General features: G+C 46.6%; 20 protein-coding genes, 1 tRNA gene and 1 pseudogene. 21 read left to right on the top strand and 1 reads right to left on the bottom strand.

From position 1 onward, the window contains the following. Window position 1 precedes the first annotated feature (1 nt). Window positions 2-1090, bottom strand: a complete 1089-nt coding sequence (pspF, locus tag PRUTH_RS07375) for a phage shock protein operon transcriptional activator (protein WP_022944391.1) — start codon at window positions 1088-1090, stop codon at window positions 2-4. Window positions 1091-1278: 188 nt separating this feature from the next. On the opposite strand from pspF, the gene pspA reads away from it, so the two are divergent. The 21 genes and pseudogenes from pspA to PRUTH_RS07265 all read left to right on the top strand — a co-directional run bounded on the left by pspA (window position 1279) and on the right by PRUTH_RS07265 (window position 20648). Next, the gene (gene pspA, locus PRUTH_RS07370) at window positions 1279-1950 is read left to right on the top strand and encodes a phage shock protein PspA (RefSeq protein WP_022944392.1); all 672 of its coding nucleotides are present in this window, start codon (window positions 1279-1281) and stop codon (window positions 1948-1950) included. Between the two features lie 76 nt (window positions 1951-2026). Further along, window positions 2027-2260 carry an envelope stress response membrane protein PspB gene (pspB, locus tag PRUTH_RS07365; RefSeq protein ID WP_022944393.1) on the top strand — a complete coding sequence of 78 codons (234 nt, stop codon included), beginning with the start codon at window positions 2027-2029 and terminating at the stop codon, window positions 2258-2260. Further along, window positions 2257-2655: an envelope stress response membrane protein PspC gene (pspC, locus tag PRUTH_RS07360; RefSeq protein ID WP_022944394.1), complete on the top strand. Its 399-nt coding sequence runs from the start codon at window positions 2257-2259 to the stop codon at window positions 2653-2655. The genes pspB and pspC overlap by 4 nt, the downstream gene beginning before the upstream one ends. Window positions 2656-2740: 85 nt before the next feature. Further along, window positions 2741-4132, top strand: a complete 1392-nt coding sequence (locus PRUTH_RS07355) for a YcjX family GTP-binding protein (protein WP_257221062.1) — start codon at window positions 2741-2743, stop codon at window positions 4130-4132. Further along, window positions 4129-5190, top strand: coding sequence for a TIGR01620 family protein (locus PRUTH_RS07350; RefSeq protein ID WP_151172952.1), 1062 nt, complete (start codon window positions 4129-4131; stop codon window positions 5188-5190). Before PRUTH_RS07355 ends, PRUTH_RS07350 begins: the two co-directional genes overlap by 4 nt. Window positions 5191-5292: 102 nt before the next feature. Then, complete coding sequence (gene megL, locus PRUTH_RS07345; RefSeq protein WP_130145492.1) at window positions 5293-6477, top strand: methionine gamma-lyase; 1185 nt, start codon at window positions 5293-5295, stop codon at window positions 6475-6477. Between the two features lie 245 nt (window positions 6478-6722). After that, a complete protein-coding gene (phhA, locus tag PRUTH_RS07340) occupies window positions 6723-7520 on the top strand; it encodes a phenylalanine 4-monooxygenase (RefSeq protein WP_026110982.1) in 798 nt (265 codons plus the stop codon). 10 nt (window positions 7521-7530) lie between these two features. Continuing rightward, a complete protein-coding gene (locus tag PRUTH_RS07335) occupies window positions 7531-7875 on the top strand; it encodes a 4a-hydroxytetrahydrobiopterin dehydratase (RefSeq protein WP_022944020.1) in 345 nt (114 codons plus the stop codon). A 117-nt stretch (window positions 7876-7992) separates the two neighbouring features. Further along, complete coding sequence (gene apt, locus PRUTH_RS07330) at window positions 7993-8538, top strand: adenine phosphoribosyltransferase (protein ID WP_151172951.1); 546 nt, start codon at window positions 7993-7995, stop codon at window positions 8536-8538. A 2-nt stretch (window positions 8539-8540) separates the two neighbouring features. After that, the gene (dnaX, locus tag PRUTH_RS07325) at window positions 8541-10898 is read left to right on the top strand and encodes a DNA polymerase III subunit gamma/tau (RefSeq protein WP_151172950.1); all 2358 of its coding nucleotides are present in this window, start codon (window positions 8541-8543) and stop codon (window positions 10896-10898) included. 58 nt (window positions 10899-10956) lie between these two features. Next, window positions 10957-11283 (top strand): YbaB/EbfC family nucleoid-associated protein, encoded by a 327-nt coding sequence (locus PRUTH_RS07320; RefSeq protein WP_022944023.1) that lies wholly within the window; start codon window positions 10957-10959, stop codon window positions 11281-11283. A gap of 126 nt (window positions 11284-11409) precedes the next feature. After that, the gene (locus PRUTH_RS07315) at window positions 11410-12573 is read left to right on the top strand and encodes a hybrid sensor histidine kinase/response regulator (protein WP_151172949.1); all 1164 of its coding nucleotides are present in this window, start codon (window positions 11410-11412) and stop codon (window positions 12571-12573) included. A gap of 137 nt (window positions 12574-12710) precedes the next feature. Beyond that, a pseudogene (gene recR / locus PRUTH_RS07310) lies at window positions 12711-13323 on the top strand (recombination mediator RecR). 146 nt (window positions 13324-13469) lie between these two features. Beyond that, entirely contained in the window at window positions 13470-15386 is a 1917-nt protein-coding gene (gene htpG / locus PRUTH_RS07305) for a molecular chaperone HtpG (RefSeq protein WP_138509132.1), read from the top strand. Window positions 15387-15506: 120 nt separating this feature from the next. Then, window positions 15507-15582, top strand: a tRNA-Ala gene (locus tag PRUTH_RS07300). Between the two features lie 502 nt (window positions 15583-16084). Further along, on the top strand, window positions 16085-16516 hold the full coding sequence (locus PRUTH_RS07295; protein ID WP_151172948.1) for a WapI family immunity protein: 432 nt from the start codon (window positions 16085-16087) through the stop codon (window positions 16514-16516). A gap of 96 nt (window positions 16517-16612) precedes the next feature. After that, window positions 16613-16984 (top strand): hypothetical protein, encoded by a 372-nt coding sequence (locus PRUTH_RS07290; protein WP_170268916.1) that lies wholly within the window; start codon window positions 16613-16615, stop codon window positions 16982-16984. Between the two features lie 246 nt (window positions 16985-17230). Next, window positions 17231-17620 carry a nuclear transport factor 2 family protein gene (locus tag PRUTH_RS07280; RefSeq protein WP_045978104.1) on the top strand — a complete coding sequence of 130 codons (390 nt, stop codon included), beginning with the start codon at window positions 17231-17233 and terminating at the stop codon, window positions 17618-17620. Between the two features lie 380 nt (window positions 17621-18000). Beyond that, complete coding sequence (locus PRUTH_RS19300) at window positions 18001-18717, top strand: protease inhibitor BamI-like protein (RefSeq protein WP_235419663.1); 717 nt, start codon at window positions 18001-18003, stop codon at window positions 18715-18717. 16 nt (window positions 18718-18733) lie between these two features. After that, complete coding sequence (locus PRUTH_RS07270) at window positions 18734-19477, top strand: M12 family metallo-peptidase (RefSeq protein ID WP_022944030.1); 744 nt, start codon at window positions 18734-18736, stop codon at window positions 19475-19477. A 142-nt stretch (window positions 19478-19619) separates the two neighbouring features. Continuing rightward, a complete protein-coding gene (locus PRUTH_RS07265) occupies window positions 19620-20648 on the top strand; it encodes an isoaspartyl peptidase/L-asparaginase family protein (RefSeq protein WP_151172947.1) in 1029 nt (342 codons plus the stop codon). Window positions 20649-20724: the final 76 nt, after the last annotated feature.

The raw sequence follows: 20724 nt of genomic DNA, 5'->3' as shown, positions 1-20724 counted from the left end.
GCTAAGCCTCTTGTTTTTGCTGCGAATCAAGTAAGTTGTATTTTTTCAAATATCCTCTTAGCTGATGATACGTTAAACCAAGCAATTGTGCAGTTTTCTTTTGATTAAATTGGCTAAATTCCAGCGCTTGGCGCAACAGTTCCGTTTCGTAGTCGCTGGAGAGTTGTTTTAAATCGCACGGGAAGTCCATTCGTTGGTTGTTTTTCGCCGGCTCTGCGGGCGCCACTTGAGGCTGCTCTGAGTCACTGAGTAGTGGCTGCTCATTGACGGCCATCGCAGGTTTGCGAGTGCTCAATGCCTTAGGCCGATAGGGGCTGGCAAAGGGGTCTAAATTAATCGTATGCACAGCGAGGCTTTCATTGCCATGACGATACAAGCTGCGCTCTATCACATTTTTCAGCTCACGGACATTCCCCGGCCAGTCATAGTCCAGCAGAGCCGCCTTGGCTCGGGTAGTGAAACCACTGAATAACTCCCACCCTAGGTTACGTGCCATGTTAATAGCGAAATGCTCGGCTAGCAGCAAAATATCTTCTTGGCGCTCACGCAGCGGAGGGAGCGTAATTACGTCAAAGGCGAGGCGGTCCAGCAAGTCGTGTCGAAACTCGCCGGCATCGGCAAGGCTGGGTAAGTCTTCATTGGTGGCGCAAATAAGTCGTGTATCAACTTTTATTGGTGCCCGACCTCCAACGCGTTCAAACTCGCCATATTCAATTACCCGAAGCAGTTTTTCTTGGACCGCTGCGGGGGTATTTGCGAGTTCGTCTAAAAATAACGTGCCGCCGTTGGCGCGCTCAAAACGTCCTTCATGACGTTTACTGGCGCCAGTAAAAGCGCCACTTTCGTGACCGAATAGCTCACTTTCAAGCAAGTTCTCATTGAGTGCAGCGCAGTTAAGACTGACATAGGTTTGATCCCAACGCCCAGATAGATAGTGTAACCGTGCAGCGATAAGCTCTTTACCGGTACCGCGCTCACCAATGACTAGCACCGGCTTATCAAGGGGGGCCAATTGGGAGACCTGATCGAGCACCTCTAAAAAGCTATCGGATTGGCCCAGTAAATCGTCTTTTTTGCGGAACTGGCTCATTTACACTAACTCTTAGTTATTTTTGCTAAAGCTTAGTGTATTTCATTATTTAAAGATAAGAAAGTGATTTGGTGAATATAAAGTAACTTAATGAATAAATTAAGTTTTTTGTGTAGTTTTAAAGTTGGCAAGCAACTTGATAATACGTAGAGTAGTCAACAAAGACTTCAACATCCGAGGTAAAGATTATGGGAATTTTTTCACGTTTTGCAGATATCGTAAACTCGAATATCAATGCTATTTTAGATAAAGCAGAAGACCCAGAAAAGATGGTGCGTTTAATCATCCAAGAGATGGAAGACACACTTGTGGAGGTGCGCTCGACATCGGCGAAAACACTCGCAGAGAAAAAAGAGCTCAGCCGCCGTTTAGAAACATTGAACAAGCAAACCGAGCAGTGGCAAGAGAAGGCTGAGCTAGCCTTATCTAAAGACCGCGACGATTTAGCACGCGCTGCACTACTAGAAAAGAGCAAGTGTACCGAAGCGAAAGAGTCACTTGAGCGTGAGCTTGAACATGTAGACGAGCACATCAACAAGTTGCAACAAGAGATCAGCACCTTGCAAGAGAAGCTCAGCGACGCTAAAGCGCGCCAAAAAGCCATTGTTCTTCGTCAGCGTTCAGTGCAATCGCGTCTAGATGTGAAAAAGACACTTGATGGTGACAAGGTGCAAGATGCACTAGATAAGTTCGAGCGTTACGAGACAAAGATTGATGGCCTCGAGGCTCAGGTAGAATCCTATGAGTTAGGCCAGAAGTCGCTGTCTGATGAAATCGAGCAGCTAGAAAAGGACGAGAAAATTGACGATGAACTCTCAGCCTTGAAAGCAAAAATGGGCAAAACCGATAAAGCAGAATAATAATGTATAAGGTGAAGGGTCGTACGCGGCCCTAGCCACACGATGGCGCACCATAACAACAAGGCAGGAGAGGATTATGTTTGATTTTGATATGTTATTACCACCGATTGTCATATTTTTGATTTTTGTGGCGCCGTTGTGGCTGATATTACATTACCGCAGTAAAAAACAGGTAAGCCAAGGGTTAAGTGAACACGAGCACCGTCAATTGGTTGAGCTGGCTAATAAAGCAGAGAAAATGGCAGAGCGCATCAATACCTTAGAGACCTTGCTCGACCAGGAGTCCCCGCAGTGGAGGAGTAAGGTATGAGTGGCAAACGCGAATTATATCGCAACCCCGAACGCGGCAAGCTAGGCGGCGTATGTGCAGGGGTCAGCGACTACTTTAATTTTGAGTTGTGGTTGGTACGCATTATTTTCATCTCCGCCGTGTTGTTGGCCGGGGGACCCTTATTTATCGTCGCCTACATTGCTGCTTGGCTTATATTAGAGAAAAAGCCAGCCGCAGAGCAAACAGCGCCCAGTAGTAAGAGCGCCCATGTCGGTGAGGTGAAAGCCAAAGTGTGGCAAAAGGGTGAGCCTCCGCGTAAGGCCCTTAAAGAATTGAAGGAGTATTTAGGTGAGTTAGACAACCGTATTCAGCATATGGAGACTCATGTAACTTCGCCGACCTTCACGGTAGACAGAGAAATTAATAAGCTATAAAGCCCTCAGGCGCATTGTAACCAGCTAGTCATGATTAGCTGGTTGCCTGCGTTTGTATGCAAGGGTATTTAAACAAGGAGTTAATTTGTCGTACTCACGCCTTGATAAGCTCAAAGACAGAGCCAAAAAGACTTTAAAGCGTACCTTAGATAGCCATATCACCCTGGCGGTTACAGGATTGTCAGGCAGTGGAAAAACAGCCTTTATCACAGCTTTAGTGCACCAGCTATCAGAGCAAGCGAGCGAACAAAACATGCCTTTTTTTCGTGTTGTTCGCGAGGGGCGCCACATAGCCACACAACCGGTGCCACAAAAAGCGCTGAATATCCCGACTTTCGCATATCGTCAAGCGATGGCGGCGTTGAATCAGCAACCGCCGGCCTGGCCAGAGTCAACGCAACGAATTAATACTTTGCGCCTCGCCATGCGCTACCGTCCCAAGCAGGGGTTACGGGCACAATTTGGTGATAGCGCCACACTAACCATTGATCTTATTGATTACCCAGGTGAGTGGCTAATGGATTTACCTATGTTGAACATGGATTATCCCACTTGGTGTGAACGTCAGTTAACGATGCTCAACAAGGCCGCGAGAGCAGAGCATGCACAGGACTTTATGACTGCACTGCATGAGTTTGACGCTAATGCAGAGGTCGATGAAGTACGCTTAAAAGAGCTCAGTGAGTTATACAAACAAGCCTTAGTGAATATTAAGGCTCATGCCCACGCCGCTAACTTGCAACCGGGGCGGATGTTGATCCCCGGGGAGTTAGAGGGCGCGCCGCTTTTGTCTTTTTTTCCTTGCCATGCGCCTAAGCAGGGTGAGCAACATACTCAATATCAGCAGCTTGAGGCACGCTTTGAAGCCTATAAAGCACAAGTCGTTAAGCCTTTTTATAAAGATTATTTTTGCCATTTTGACCGTCAAGTGGTGCTTGTGGACTTATTGCGAGCGCTAAAGCTGGGTCCGGACATATTCGATGAGCAAGCCGAGGCAATCACAGAGTTGCTGTCTTTTTTTGATTACGGCAAGAGCAATGTGCTGCGGCGACTGTTCAGTCCCAACATTGATAAGCTGCTGTTTATCGCCAATAAAGCAGACCAAGTTGGAGCTAATTACCATCAAGACTTGGCGCTACTGTTGCACGATATTGTTAAAGAAAAAGCCAATAGCTTGACCTTTTCTGGGGTTGAAGTGGACACCATGGCGATGGCCGCTGTGTGCGCAACACAGGGCAAGCAAGTGGTGGAAAAAGGGCAAAGTTTGCATTGCGTCTATGGTAAACCGCTGCATGAGTCGCAGTGGCTCACCTATTTGCCACCGCAGCCACCGCGACACCGTTTGACTGCACAGCAATGGCCACAACAGGGGTTTGACTATATCGATTTTGCCCCTTGGCCGCACAGCGACGGACGCTTGCGACATATGCGTATGGATCATGCGCTGGAATTTTTATTGGGGGATAAGCTGACATGAGTGAGCCAGTTAATTTAGCCGGAGCGCGGCGTTTTGAGGGTCAGTCGCAGCAGCAATCTGCATCTCAGTTGGAGCCCGCTAAAGTGGTTGCTCGTAATGAAGCGCCGCAAGAGGAGGATGATTTCGACTTGGCGCAGGGAAGCGAGCTGGAATCAACACTGGATAAGGAATTGGGGCGCCAGCGTGGTAAACGCTCGCTATTGAAAAGGTTGTTTGCTTGGCTGTTGTTAACCCTCATTATAGTTGAAACCGTGCTGAGTATTGTTGCGAGCTTTCAAGCCTCTGTATGGCTTGGCGCGTTATATAGCAGTGTTATCGGGCTGGCGGTGTTGCTAATTGGCCGATTGCTATGGCGTGAGCTGGTCAATTTGAAGCGCCTCAAAGTTAATCGTCATCATCAACAACAAGCTCAACGGTTGTTGGCGAGTGAACAAGTCGGCCAAGCTCTGCCTTGGCTAGAGAGCGTTAACCGTATTCAAAACCATGCGGACTTTGCACAATTTAAAGGGCAAATTGCCGAGCACCTAAGTGACCGCGAAGTGATGGAGTTGTATCGCGACACCTTGCTGGTGCGCCAAGATGAACAGGCTAAGCAGATTATTAATCGCTACGCCGTTGAATCAGCGGTGCTAGTCAGTGTCAGCCCATTAGCGGTAGTGGATATGCTTGCGGTGTTATGGCGCGGACTGAAACTGGTCGATACCCTTGCGGATAATTATGGCTTGGCACTGGGCTACATGAGTCGTGTTCGGCTTTACCGCAGTTTGGTTAAGCAAATGCTCTTTGTCGGTTCGACCGAGTTGCTTGCCGATCTCGCCGCCACGGCGTTTGGCACCAAGTTGTTGAGTGTATTATCGACTCGTGCTGCCCAAGGCCTCAGCGCCGGGGTGTTGACTGCACGCATTGGCTATAAGGCGATGGAGCTGTGTCGACCATTACCGAAGCTGGAAGCCAAGCCATCTTTATTGCGAGCGACAGCAAAACGCTTAGCTGCCCGATTGACGCGTTTAGATAAGCGTGAAAACGAGCAGACGACCGAGAGCGTCAACAAAGATTGACGAAAACACCGAGATGATACAGCAAGCTAGCCATCCAAGCGGCTAGCTTGCTTGTTTTATAGCCAGAACTGCCACTATGTTAGAAAGAAAAACGGTGGCATTATGAAAAATATTCAACCTTCAGACAAAACGCAATGTATCCATCCCCAGGGTGAGCGTCGCGATCCCCATCGCGCTTTAGCGGCCCCCTTATACCAAACCTCAACCTTTGTGTTTGACGACGCAGCACAAGGTGCAGCCCGCTTTGCCGGCGAAGAGGCCGGGTATATTTATTCGCGTCTCGGCAACCCCACAGTGCGCGAGTTAGAGCAGAAGCTGGCAGCGCTTGAACAGACCGAAGATGCGGCGGCCTGCGCGACTGGTATGGGGGCGGTTTCAGCAGCAGTCATGAGCTTTCTTAGCGCAGGCGATCACCTGATAGCATCAACAACAGTCTATGGCTGCACTTATGCACTGTTTAGCCACTTACTTACTCGCTTTGGCGTCGAAGTCACTTTTGTTGATTGCAACGATATACAGGCTGTTAAGCAAGCGCTGCGCCCGAATACTAAAATGTTATTTGTAGAGACACCTGCCAATCCAAACATTGATGTTTACGACTTACAGCAGTTGTGCGATGTAGCGAAAAGTCACCAGTTGATCAGCGTTGTTGATAACACCTTCTTGACGCCTATTTTGCAAAAACCCGCGCACTTTGGTGCAGATTTGATCGTGCACAGTGCGACGAAGTACCTCAATGGTCATGGTGATGTCGTCGCGGGCCTGGTGTGTGGCAGTAATGAGCATATTCAGTGTATTAAGTCGACGGTACTCAAAGATATTGGTGCCACCATGAGTCCATTTGATGCTTGGTTAATATTACGAGGCATGAAAACCTTAGCGGTGCGCATGCAGGCCCATTGTCAAAGTGCTCATCAGGTGGCGGAATTTCTACATCAGCATCAAAGCGTTGAACGCGTTTATTTTCCGGGGCTCAAAAACGATCCAGGACATCGGCTTATGGGCTCGCAAATGCAAGATGCCGGCGGCGTGATTGCTTTTGAACTTAAAGCGTCTTTAGCACAAACAGAGCAGTTTATTAATAGCTTGCAGTTGTGCACATTGGCGGTCAGTTTAGGTGATACGGAAACCCTTATTCAGCACCCGGCTTCAATGACTCACTCTACTTATGAACCGGAACAGCGTCGAGCCGCAGGAATTAGCGATGGCTTGGTCCGCATTTCGATAGGTTTAGAAGATGTTAATGAGATTATTGCAGATCTAAGCCAAGGGTTAGCAAAGCTTTAATAATTTTAGTAATAAATACTTTACACCCTTTTGCTTTGTAGCTCACTAAAAGCAGGGGTGTAATTTTTAAGGTGTATGGGTGTACCTTTAAGTTTACGTTTTGGGCGGTTTGCGCAGAACGTATAACAGCACCAAGTATTACAAACAGATGTACTTTTCCTTAGTATCTGGTTAACACACACAGAGTCATTTGCGTCGTGCGTTTGCAGTGCAAACAAAAGCAAATGGGACAAGGTAAGGTAGTTATGGCTAAATCAAGTAAATACGTTTCTCGAACGCCGGATGAGAATGGCGTTATTCATTGGAGCGATGAAGAAAACCAAACCTGGGCCGAGTTGGTCGAGCGCCAGTTGGCGTGCATTGAAGGGCGCGCTTGCGATGAGTATATCGAAGGCCTGAAAAAAATTAACTTGCCCACCGATCGTATTCCGCAGCTTAGTGAGCTGAATGAAGTACTCGAGCGCGAAACGGGTTGGCAGGTAGCGCCTGTCCCTGCGTTGATTGATTTTGATGAGTTTTTTCGTTTATTAGCGAACAAACAATTTCCTGTCGCCACGTTTATCCGCACTCGTGAGGAATTCGACTACTTACAAGAGCCGGATATTTTCCACGAGATCTTTGGCCATTGCGCTATGCTCACTAACCCGGACTTCGCTGAATTTACCCACAAGTACGGTCAGCTAGGCTATGCAGCAGACAAAAAAGACCGTGTCTACTTAGCGCGTTTATACTGGTTTACCGTTGAGTTTGGTTTGATGCAAACTAAAGACGGTCTTCGTATTTATGGCGGTGGTATTTTATCAAGTCCAGGCGAGACCAATTACGTGTACACCGATGAGCCCGAAATCAACCCAATAAATGTGTTGGATGTGCTGCGTACCCCTTATCGCATTGATATCATGCAGCCCGTGTACTACACCATTAACTCTATCCATGATTTATTTGAAATCTCGCAAATGGATTTAATGTCGATGGTAGCCAAGGCCAAAGAGCTTGGTTTGTTTGAACCTAAGTTTCCCCCTAAAGAGAAAAAAGCAAGTTAAGGAATTAGCAATGTCTGAATTAAGCGCACAAAAATGTGAAGCGTGTCGTGCCGATGCGCCCAAAGTATCAGATGAAGAGTTGGCCGAGTTAATTAAAGATATCCCAGATTGGGTGCCTGAAGTTCGTGACGGTATCATGCAATTAGAGCGCGTTTTTAAGTTTAAAAACTTTAAACAAGCGTTAGCCTTCACCAATGCGGTAGGTGATATGGCAGAAGAAGAAGGGCATCACCCAGGTCTTTTAACCGAGTGGGGTAAAGTAACAGTGACTTGGTGGTCTCACTCAATTAAAGGCTTGCATAAGAACGACTTTATCTGCGCGGCTAAAACCGACAAAGTGTTCGCATCGCTTTAAGCAATTGAGCTTTGCTTAAAAGGTCACCACACAAGGTGGCCTTTTTTATTAGCGGCTTCATTGTTGAGCACAACTTGCTATAATGCAGCGCTTGTCAGAACAAAAAATGAAATAACTATGAGTGCTGCTGATCTTCAATACATCAAGCAATCTATTGCCACAGTGCCAGATTACCCTAAGCCAGGCATCCAATTTCGCGATGTGACCACCTTGCTGGCCGATCCAAAGGCCTTAAAATTGACCATTGATAGCATGGTGAGCAAGTATAAAGACCAAGGCTTTACCAAAATCATTGGCACAGAGTCTCGCGGCTTTATCTTTGGCGCCCCTTTGGCTTATGTCCTAGGCATTCCTTTTATTCCTGTGCGTAAGCCGGGCAAACTGCCGCGTGAGGTCATTGCACAAAGCTACCAGTTAGAATATGGTGAAGATATTCTTGAATTGCACAAAGATGCCATCGAACCCGGCGATAAAGTACTGCTCGTTGACGACTTACTCGCTACGGGCGGCACCATAGAAGCGACCGCCAAGCTGGTGGCCAAATTAGGCGGCCACGCCAGCGACGCAGCATTTGTGGTTTCTCTGCCCGCTCTAGGTGGTGAACAGCGAGTGCGTGAGCAAGGTATCGATGTGTTCAAATTAGTTGAATATGAAGGCGATTAAACATGAGCTATCAGGTTCTTGCCCGTAAGTGGCGACCGCAAACCTTTCATCAACTCGTGGGTCAAGACCATGTCAAACAAGCATTGGTTAATGCCTTAAACGAGCAGCGTTTGCACCACGCTTACTTGTTCACCGGCACTCGCGGTGTGGGCAAGACCACTATAGCCCGTATTTTTGCTAAAAGCCTGAACTGTGAGCAGGGTATCTCGGCACAGCCATGTGGTCAGTGTAGTACTTGTCTAGATATTGAAGCCGGTAAATACATTGACCTTATTGAGATCGATGCGGCATCGCGGACCAAGGTTGAAGACACCCGCGAGATTCTAGATAACGTGCAGTATGCGCCGACTCGCGGGCAGTTCAAGGTTTACCTCATTGATGAAGTGCACATGCTTTCCAAGCACAGCTTTAATGCGCTGTTAAAAACATTGGAAGAGCCACCTGAGCACGTTAAGTTTCTGCTAGCGACTACCGATCCGCAAAAATTGCCTGTAACCATTTTATCTCGTTGTTTACAGTTCAATTTAAGTGCGCTGTCGGTGCAACAGATCAGTACTCAGTTAGCGCATGTGCTCAGCCAAGAGCAACTCGATTTTGAACAGCCTGCCTTAGCGGTGTTGGCTAAGGCTGCCGATGGCAGTATGCGAGATGCACTGAGTTTAACCGATCAAGCTATTGCGCAAACTAATGGGCAGTTGCACGAGGGGCCGATTAAAGACATGCTCGGGCTGATGGATGTGCGCTATGCCCAGCAATTGCTCAGTGCGGTATTGCTCGGCGATGGCGATGAGCTGATCCAGCAAATTCGCAATTTAGCACAACACAACCCGAATTATATTGCTGTACTTGATGACCTTTTGAATCTTACACACAGTGTGCAATTGACTCAGCTGGTGCCCAGTGCAGCGCTACTAAACGACCGTGACAGTGATTATATTACTGAGGTAGCAAACACTGCTGATACGCAACATATCCACTTGATTTATCAATTGTTGTTAGCGGGTAAGCGGGACCTACAATGGGCCAGCTCTGCGCAAGTGGGTTTTGAGATGTTAATGCTACGCCTGCTCGCTTTTGAACCACAGTATGGCACTTCGACCACATCGACGGCTCAACAGACGCCGTCTCGTGGTGATAATGAAGAAAAAACGGCGAACCTGCGGGCAATGCTAGCGCGTAACAAGGCTGGATTAGAAAATACTGCTCAGCCTCAGCCTCAGCCTCAGCCTCAGCCTCAGCCTCAGCCTCAGCCTCAGGAGCCACGCGCGGCGGCGCAACAAAGTACTTCTGCCTCTGAACCGCAACGCGCAGAACCTGCCATGGGCACCGAACCTACGCCAGCGCAATCCGTTGCAAATGGTGGCGATAATCAGGGGGCAAACGCAGCAAATTCCCAATATGAAGCTGACTCTCAAGATGATCAGCATCATGAAGCGATGGCCGCGCAGCAGTTTGAACAAGTGATGCAGCAGGCACATGAACAAGGTTATCAACCCCACACAGAGAATGCGCAAACAGCAATGACCAGCGAGCAGGGCGCAGAAGTAGCCGCCAATGCAGGTGCTGAGCAAGGCCCCGCACCCGCTTCACCAGCGCAGCAGTTAGACCAACTGCAAGATGAGGCGCAGTCTGCCATTGCGCGTATCTTAAAAAACCGCAAATTGGGAACAGCGAGCAGGCCTGTGCAAGAGGATGATAATGCAAAAAAGGCCGAGGCCCGAACTAAACGGGCCACCGCCGTAAGCACTGCGAGCCAAGAAACGGCTAATGCCGTTCCACCAGTAAAAACCAAAGCGCAGCGGCAACAATCGCCAGCGCAGCGGTTAATGGATAAACATCAGCCTGATCCGCAAAAATTGGCCCCTGAGCTGGTGGAGCAACTAGAAGCGCCGGCTACACCGCGCAAAGAGTCGCAGCAAGAGCAAGTTGCTATCGCCGCACCTGAAGGCTTTGAAAGCAGTGTAAGTGATGTCAAATTTGCGCACCAACAGGATGACTGGGCACATATTATTGAGTCTATGGGTCTCGGTGGGCGTATTAGGCAGTTTGCTTTGCATAGTCGTTATCAAAAACAAGGCACGGAACTGACGTTGCATGTAGAGCAAAGCCAGCGTCATCTAGATAGCAGCGCGTTACGTGAGCGCCTGCAACAAGGGTTAGCTGAGCATTTTAAAGAACCATTGAACGTGCAGATTGAATTTGTCGATGAATTGCAACAAACGCCGTTTTTAATTCAGCAAAGCATTGATGGCCAGCGCTATCAACAGGCGGTTGCTGCAGTGAAAGCAGATGAACACGTGCAGCAGCTGATGACGCAATTTTCAGCAATCTTGGACGAAAACTCGGTTCAAGCATTGTAATTTACGGCTGTTGGCCTTATCTTTGCCAGCAGAGCGATTTTTAACGAGAGAGAGCACTATGTTTAAAGGCGGAATGGGCAATATGATGAAGCAGGCGCAGCAAATGCAAGAGCGCATGCAAAAGGCCCAAGAAGAAATTGCCAATTTAGAAGTGACCGGTGAAGCCGGTGCGGGTTTAGTTAAAGTGACCATGTTAGGTAGCCACAATGTACGCCGCGTGGAAATCGATGAAAGCCTAATGGAAGATGACAAAGACATGATTGAAGACTTGCTTGCAGCCGCGTGCAATGACGCTGTACGTCGCGTAGCAGACGAAAGTCAAAAACGTATGTCTGAAGTAACCGGTGGGATGAACTTACCCCCAGGCATGAAAATGCCGTTCTAAATCTGTATCTAGATTTATGTGTTTAGCCCCGCTTTATAGCGGGGTTTTTTATTTCTTTAAGATAGCAAACACAGAGGCTCTTGAGGACTGCTACACTCAACTACAAAGGAAGAGGGAGCCGCTGTCATGAATGATATATTGGTGGTCGAAGATCAGGAATTTGATTTTCGTATTATTAAAGCGATATTGGAAGAAAAGCACCACTCACTGACTCACGCTACATCTGCTGAGCACGCGTTGGTTGAAATTCATCGCCATTTACCGGCACTTATTCTGATGGACATAGAAATGCCCGGTATGAATGGGTTAGAGCTCTGCCGGCAGCTTAAGCAGGATGAGTACAGCGCCCATGTGCCTATCATTTTTATTAGCTCATACTCTGATCGCCAACATATTGATGATGCCTTTGCCGCCGGTGGCGTCGACTACATTGTTAAGCCCTTTAATAAAACGGAAGTACAACAACGGGTCAGTACCTACCTTATGCTGATAGAGGCAACGCATCGACAACAACAGATAAGCACGCTCAAAGATATTCTTTTGATGACCTCAGGGCTGGCACATGAACTCAATACGCCACTCGGAAATTGTCTAACAGCGAGTGGGTCGCTAGAGATGCAGAGTCAAACACTGCATCAAGCACTGAATAAAAAATCCCTAACCGCCAAAGCGTTAAACTCTGGCTTGCAGAAAATCGACCATGCCAACACCTTGCTGATGCGCAATTTGCTGAAAACCAGTGAAATGGTGGGTGAGTTTCAAACTATGTTTAATGACTACAGCACCCCAGACGGTGAAGCGATTAATATTCATGATATGGCATTAATGTTATTCGAGCCCTTCACTTACCAAAGTTACCCCTTCCGGCTTTCGTTTGATGTGCAAGGACAGCTGCATATGGATCACGGCAGCAATACCATACAGCGGGTCCTGTTGGAGTTGATGGCCAATAGCTGCAAACATGCTCAGTTAGAGCCGGGTGACAATTTAGACGTTGTGCTCAAGCTAGAGCAAAGGGGTCAATATGCGCAACTTATCTATGAAGATAACGCAGCGGAATTATCAGCCGAGCAAGCGGCGCAAATATTGTCACCCTTTTACACCACAGCACGAGCTAATGGAGCATTAGGGCTTGGGGGAACCCGTATTGCCCAAGGCATTACCCTGCTGCTTAATGGCTCTATTGAAGTACAGGCGCTGCGCCCGCGTGGTGTGCGTTTTAGTATACAAGTGCCGCTACAGAGCCAATCTGGTTCACCTAATCGCTTGCAAGCAGGAGCGCGCTACTAAAAGCCCTTGAGCCTAAGTGCTGAAGCGCTTTATACTGGGGCTTTAGCGCCAAGGTCAATGTCTGCCTTGTGCTCTTGCCAACGCTTTTGGCTAGGCCACCGGTGTATTCATGACCTCTGTGGTACTTGGGATCCGTTATGCAATTATCTCCAAAATTAACGCAACTTGTTGACGCTTTACGCTGCCTACCAGGCATCGGCCCGAAATCAGCGCAGCGCATCGCTTTTCATTTATTAGAGCGAGACCGAGAAGGGGGGGGCACAATTAGGGCAAGCCTTAAACCAAGCGATGCAAGACATTGGTCACTGCCAAAGCTGTCGTACCTTTACTGAGCAAGACATCTGCGAGTTATGTAGCAATATAAAGCGCCAAGATTCGGGCTTGTTATGTATTGTGGAATCACCCAGTGACGTCTTGGCGGTTGAACAAACAGGGCACTATCAAGGCTTATACTTCGTATTAATGGGTCATCTTTCGCCACTCGATGGTATTGGCCCGAATGAAATTGGCCTAGACGTGTTAGAGCAAAAACTTGCCCAAGGCAGCATCAATGAAGTGATATTAGCGACCAACCCGACAGTTGAAGGCGAAACCACGGCTCATTATATTGCCCAGTTGTGTAAACAGTACAATGTCGGTGCGTCGCGCATCGCCCATGGCGTGCCCGTTGGAGGCGAGCTTGACTTAGTCGATGGTATGACGTTGTCCCATGCCTTCAACGGTCGTAAACAAGTGCAATATGAAAGCTGACTTTTAGAGAAGTCTGTTTACTTACAAAAAAGCGCCGTTAGGCGTTTTTTTTATGCGTACGCTCTTGAATCCGAGATGCAATACCCCATATACAGAGCATATCTGCTTCCCAGACATGCTGGGATTGTTTGCTAACGGAGAGAGAAATGACAGCAACATCAGAAAAAGAAACGCTCGGCTTTCAAACCGAAGTAAAGCAACTGCTTAACTTAATGATCCACTCTTTGTATTCCAACAAAGAGATTTTCCTACGTGAGTTGGTTTCTAATGCGTCAGATGCGGCAGACAAGCTGCGTTTCTTGGCGTTAGAAAATGACAGTTTGTATGAAGGCGATGCCGACTTAAAAGTGCGTATTAGCGCCGACAAAGATAAAAAAACGGTCACCATCAGCGATAACGGCATAGGCATGAACCGCGATGAAGTGGTGAGTGCATTGGGCACGATTGCCAAATCGGGTACTGCTGAGTTTTTCCAAAACCTTACCGGAGATAAAGCTAAAGACTCGCAACTTATTGGTCAATTCGGCGTGGGTTTTTACTCGGCCTTTATTGTTGCCGACGAAGTGACTGTGCGCACGCGTAAGGCCGGCGAAAGCCAGGCTGTTGAATGGCAGTCAAAAGGCGAGGGTGAGTACACACTAGCGAATATTGACAAGCCGAGTCGAGGCACTGAGATTATTTTACACCTGCGCGATGATGAAACAGAGTTCCTTGATGACTTCCGTCTACGCGGTATCGTGACTAAATACTCAGACCATATTTCGATTCCGGTGGAAATGTATCGCGAGCCAGTGCCCGAATCTGAAGGCCCTGACGGTGAGAAAATTGAAGCCAAGCCCGGTGAGTGGGAAGCTATTAACAAAGCTGAAGCCTTATGGACACGTGATAAATCTGAAATCAGTGATGAAGAATATCAAGAATTCTACAAGCATGTAGGCCACGATTGGGAAGAGCCACTGACATGGGCGCACAATAAAGTAGAAGGTAAAACTGAATACACTAGCCTGCTTTATATTCCTAAGCGTGCACCGTTTGATTTGTATAATCGCGACCGCCAAAACGGCTTAAAACTGTATGTGCAACGCGTCTTTATCATGGATGACGCAGAGCAGTTTATGCCTGGCTACTTACGCTTTGTAAAAGGTTTGCTTGATTCCAATGATTTACCATTGAACGTGTCTCGTGAAATTTTACAAGACAACAAAGTGACCCAGGCGATCCGTAAAGGCTGTACCTCGCGGGTATTAAAAATGCTTGACCGCATGGGCAAAAACAAGCCTGAGCAGTACCAGACTTTCTGGAATGAGTTTGGTGGGGTGATTAAAGAAGGCCCAGCTGAAGATATGGCTAACAAAGAAGCCATTGCCAAGCTGCTGCGCTTTGCTTCAACGCACAGCGATGAAGCAACTCAGAATGTATCACTAGAGCAATACATTGAGCGCATGGATGAAGGCCAAGACAAGATTTACTACGTTGTGGCTGATAGCTTTGAAGCAGCGAAAAACTCACCGCATTTGGAGATTTTCCGTAAAAAAGGCATCGAAGTATTACTGCTGAGCGATCGTGTTGACGAGTGGATGATGAGCCACCTTACTGAGTTCCAAGAAAAGCAGTTCCAGTCGATTACTCGTGGCGATCTTGACTTAGGTGACTTGGACGACGAAGAAAGTAAAAAAGCGCAAGAAGAGTCGGAGAAGGAAGTAGCAGGACTTTTAGAGCGCATCAAAGAGGTGCTTAGCGATAAAGTTAAAGAAGTACGCTTTACACACCGCTTAACTGACTCGCCAGCCTGTGTTGTTGCTGATGAGAACGACATGAGCTCGCAAATGATCAAGTTGATGGAATCAGTTGGGCAGCAAGCGCCGGAAACCAAGCCGGTGTTCGAGCTTAACCCTGAGCACCAACTTGTGAAACATTTAAATGATGAGCAAGACGAAGATAAGTTCAAGCAGTGGTCAGAAGTATTGCTTGACCAAGCACTATTGGCTGAGCGCGGCAGCTTAAAAGACCCAGCTGGCTTTGTTAGTCGACTGAATAAACTCATGCTTGATTTAAATAAGTAAACAGTTCCCAACCGAAAGGCCCGAGCAATAGCTCGGGTTTTTTTATTGATAAATTCATAAAAAACGGAAGGTTAGGGGTTTTCAAGCGAGTTAAAAGAACATAGAATAACATCGTGTTTTGGGGCTATAGCTCAGCTGGGAGAGCGCTTGCATGGCATGCAAGAGGTCGGCGGTTCGATCCCGCCTAGCTCCACCAATCACTTCTTTTACTTACCAGTACATTGATCCTCTTTATTTTTAGTTGCGAATATCTGATCTTACAGTTTAGATGAGCAGGTTTAGGCTTTATCTGACTGGCAGCTATGAGCGAAAAATAGACGTTCTCTAGCTAGCCTTGGCAGTGCTATCCTAATGCCAGCAAGAATGATGCTCCAGCCAATACGTTTCTTTCAAAGCTTGCCATCTACAAAGACTTCATAACAATCAGTTTGGTTTGCTTTAAACAACTCCAACTTATGCGTTATAGCTTCACCACTACAGAAATCTGTAATTTCAATCACCCTACGTAGCGCGGGAATATGCTGAACTGCAGTATCACTCTGTTCGCATTGTGCCGAGGCGACATTTACTTTATTGTATGATTTAAGGTGATTTTTTAAGTCTTATTAGTGTACCTATATATACTCAGCCTCCGACCTTACAAGGAAGTGTATCGCGCAAACTCTCGCTAATAAGTTGTTATAAAGCACAAGGAACGTATGAGTTTACCCATCGGTTGTTCTCCAAATGAACAAGTAGAGATCACTGTAGAAAAGTACCAACACTCTCCCAGTGGCGAGTCTTTTGATGATAACTGGCTTCTTTGCTCTGTTAGTGTTTCATTCGGAAGCTTTAGTGGTAAATTTTCTGCCAGTTTCCAAACCTATGATTTCGTTAAATTCTCTAAAGAAATACAAAAACTCTATTCTTGCTTAAAAGGTACAGCTACATTTGACAGCCTTGAGGGGCAACTTGAAATCAAATTAGTTGGGAATGGAAGAGGTGGAATAGAATTAGAGGGAAATTGCATGGACAGTGTTGGTGTTGGAAATGAGCTTAAATTCTCTAGTGGGTTTGATCAAACCTTTCTCCAATCTATCATCGAAGACCTAGATGAAATTTTAAAGGGTTTTCCCGTACGTGCTTTATAACAAGCTAATTAATAAGGACAAAAAACAGTTGGCTGTTTTCGTTCCTCAACAATTTAGCCAACAATTTTTTGCCCATTATTAGGGCGTTAGTTTTCTATGAGTATGTTTCGAGTATTATTTTTTAATTTGATTTTTATATCAGTTGCGACAATGGCGAATGATAAGCCAGCGAACTTAACTGACGAGCAATGGAACAAGTATCTTGAGCATAAAGTCGCATGGGAAAGAATGCTCAAAGAACGTTACGAGAATGAATTAAAAAGTAACCCACCAGAACCACCATGGGTTAAATTTCCTGATCTCCACCCAACAGATATGTTTTGGCGAATGGGTAAAGGTGAAAATTACTTAGTTGATTATTTCGGTTTGTATTTTAAGTACGCTCCTAAAGCCGACTTGAAGGCTTATAAGCAAAAATATCCTGAGCATAAAGATTGGCTTGGGACTTATGAAAACTTCGAAAACTAACAAGAGACTATGGCGTCAATAGCTCTTTTTAAGCTTTTGGCGCTTCCCACATTACCCTAAACTGGTTTAAAAGAATAAAAATATGGAGTTATTATCCATACAAACTGTTTAAGAGTAATTCGCAATACGTGGCATTTTTACTAGGTGTTGGTTTTAGTGTTTAAGTTGTTTGCAGCGAATTTTGTTGGTGTTGCTCACCCCTTAATGCGGCGTTAGCCAGCCGAAGCTAGACTGAAGGAGATCTTTATGACCAAAACAGAGCTGAGCGCTAAGCTTGCAACAGGGTGGATTGAAGCGTGGATCAGAATGGATATCGAGTGGTTGAGGGACCACTTGACCCCCGACTTTGTCCACACCAGCCCATTTGGGCGGCTTGCAGGTCGTGAACATTATATTGAAACCGTAGAACCCATGGCCCGGAAGAGCGTGCAACGTCTCAAAATAGAAGAGGTTGTTGCCACTAATGATCAAGCCGCTATTTGGTTTGAAAACCTGACCCCACAAGGAGCTATTCCTTCTTGCGACTGGGTTCGCGTTGAGGATGGCAAGATCAAGGAAATCCAGTCTTTCTACGATAGTATGAAAGTGCGCCAAGTTCTCTCACCTAATGAACAGAGCAATCTTTGCGGTACTTAGTAGCAGCCATTGGCTGGCTAATAACTCATTTAAGCCGATTATGCTTTGCAGAGCAGCTTCACTTAGGCGTTCACCATTCTCTATTGGCACAAATGCGACTGTCAGACTTGATTGAATTCTGTCAATCGAACCTAACTGATGAACCTTTATTCACTTCCCCCTTGACGTTAGCAAAAGGAGTTTATGAGTACGCATAAGTACCATAAATAGGTATATTTGTTATTTAAATGTAAACTTATGTAAATGTCATAACCCATTGTATATAATAGGTTATTTTTAAATTTTAATATTTAGCGCTTGATTATTGAACATTTGTTAATTGAAAATTTATATTTGTATGATTATTCTGCGTTCCAAAATAACTAATAACGGAACGTATCATGCGGTGGATATTTTTAGCGCTTATCAGCGTGAGTGCAGGTGCACTTCTTTGGATTTATCTTGGGCAGCAAGGCCCAAGCACTCATCATAACGCAACAATCGAAACAACCGAGCAGCAACCTCCTGTTGCACAAATATCAATACACAAACAAGCGGTCACTGAACCGAAAAGCAGTCCCCAACCTTTGTTAAAGACACCAGCGAAGCACGATAAGCATCAGCCTACTGACTTTGGTGTTGCCTCGGTCAATAAGGTATCGAAAACCGCGCAAGCAAAGCTGCAAGAGGCGGGCGTGATCCCAACAGACTTACGCAATGAAGCCTATGTGGAATTTGACCTGAGCGCGTTGCGTGCTCTTGAAGCCGGTGACACTTTTGAACTGATGATACCGCAAACTCAAGAGAGCTTTGTTGCTGAAGTAAATAACGTCAGTGTCGCTGAAAATGGCGATAGGAGTGTGTTTGGTGCGGTAACAGGGGCAGGGGGGCGTTTTCATACCACGGTATTAACTGTTGGAAAAGACGCCGTCTATGGTCAGCTGACAGCACCCAGTGGCAATTATGTTTTTGAATCAAAAAACGAGCATGGATGGATAGCGGCAAAACGCGATCTTTATCGCCAGCACCAAGAGCAAGAGGTGCATGCAAGTAGTCACCAAGCTGACGCCAACCCGGAAAATTTCAATCCTCAATTTACAACCACCCCCACTAACTAAAAATAAGGGAACAATAATGAAAAAACTCGTAAAATCAGCGCTTATTGCAAGTGCTATGGGTGCGTCAATGGCGCAAGCAGCGACGATTGATATTGGTATTTTGTATACTGATGAAGCAGCAGCGGCTACAGGTAATATTAATACAAAGATCAATCAGTTGATTGCTTTTGCGAATCAGGTTTACAGTCAAAACGGTATTGATCTACAGCTTCGTGTTGCTGGCCAGCAAAACCTAGGTAATTACAGTATCAGCCCCTCAAGCAGTTGGTTGAACTCAGTGACCAATGCTTCGAGTGTTCAAAACCTGCGTAATAGCTGGGGAGCCGATATGATGGCTGTGCTAGGTAAAGGGGCAGGCTCGAATGGTTATATTACCTGCGGTATTGCTTGGGTAGGCCAAGGCAGCAGTGCTTCTGGTAACTTATATGCCTCTACCTCAAACAACATGTATAGCATTACCGCAGTGGACTGTGGAGCAACCACCTTTGTTCATGAACTAGGACATAATCAAGGCTTGGCCCATTCACGCAAACAAGGCGATACCAGTGGCGGTGTGTATGTCGATGGCATGGGTCACGGCGTTGATAATCAATTTGCCAGCATTATGGCCTACCCACATGTATTTGGCAGTGCCACGCAATATGATTACTTTGCCAATCCAAACTGGAGTGTAAACGGTCTGCCTTACGGCATAACTGGGCAAGCGTATGCCTGGAAAACCGTGGAAGCAACAAAAAACAGTATCGCCAACTTTAAATAGTATTCCCCCTGAATGAGGAGCACCACTGTGGTGCTCTTTTTTATCACTGCCGTTAATCGCATCAGGTTGCCAATCGTTATCCAAGCGCCCATAGTATTTGGCGAATAATAACAAAAGCCTTAGGCCATAAACGGAGAGCCTCATGAAGTCTATACTTTATACATTCGCAGCACTGAGTGCTTTAGCAGCGCAACCTGCTATGGCTGACGATGAACCCTTTGCCATTGCTATCCATGGTGGTGCTGGCACCATCGAAAAAGCCCGCTTCACTGCGGAGCAAGAAAAAGCCTATCGCGATAAACTCAAGCAGGCGGTTGAAGCCGGCTACCAAGTATTAGCGCAAGGGGGTGAAAGCCTAGATGCAGTCAATGCGGCGATCAACATACTGGAAGATTCTCCTTATTTTAATGCCGGCAAGGGGGCCGTTTACACCTATGAAGGCACTCATGAGCTCGATGCCTCGATCATGGATGGACGTACGCGCCAAGCTGGTGCAGTAGCTGGAGTAAAGCACATTAAAAACCCTATTAACTTGGCGCGGTTGGTAATGACAGACTCTGTTCATGTGCTGCTCAGCGGTGCAGGGGCTGAAGCATTTGCTCAGCAGCAGGGGATGGAGAAGGTTGATAACAGTTATTTTGATACAGAGCATCGTTATGAAGCCTTGCTCAAAGCAAAACAAAAATTAGATAAAGCCAAGCCTGCTAGTCAAGACTACCAAGCTCGTCATCAAGCGTTACCAACATCCTATAAAATGGGTACAGTTGGCGCCGTAGCTTTGGATAAACACGGTAATATGGCAGCGGGTACATCAACAGGAGGCATGACGGCGAAGCGCTTTGGTCGTATTGGTGATTCACCGATCATCGGCGCGGGTACATTCGCCGACAATGAGTCTTGTGCAGTTTCAGCAACCGGCCACGGTGAGTTTTTCATCCGTTATCAAGTAGCGAGCGACATTTGCGCACGTGTGCAATATCAGCAAAAAAGCATAGCGCAGGCGGGTAAAGAAGTTATTTTTGGACCCATGTTTGACGCTGGTGGCACCGGGGGAGTCATCATTGTTGATGGCAAAGGGAACATCAGCATGCCGTTTAATACCAAAGGTATGTATCGCGCTAGCAAGTCATCAACCAGTGACACCTATGTAGCGATTTTTAAAGACGAATAAATCCTTCAAAGATATAAGCAATTTTGTAAACGCCAACTATAGTTAGCTATGTTGGCGTTTACTTATTTGGGGGTGC

The sequence above is a fragment of the Pseudoalteromonas ruthenica genome, assembly GCF_008808095.1.
Lineage (GTDB): Bacteria > Pseudomonadota > Gammaproteobacteria > Enterobacterales > Alteromonadaceae > Pseudoalteromonas > Pseudoalteromonas ruthenica.
The sequence above is the reverse complement of the archived record's forward strand: the minus strand, read 5'-3'. Positions and strand labels throughout refer to the sequence as shown.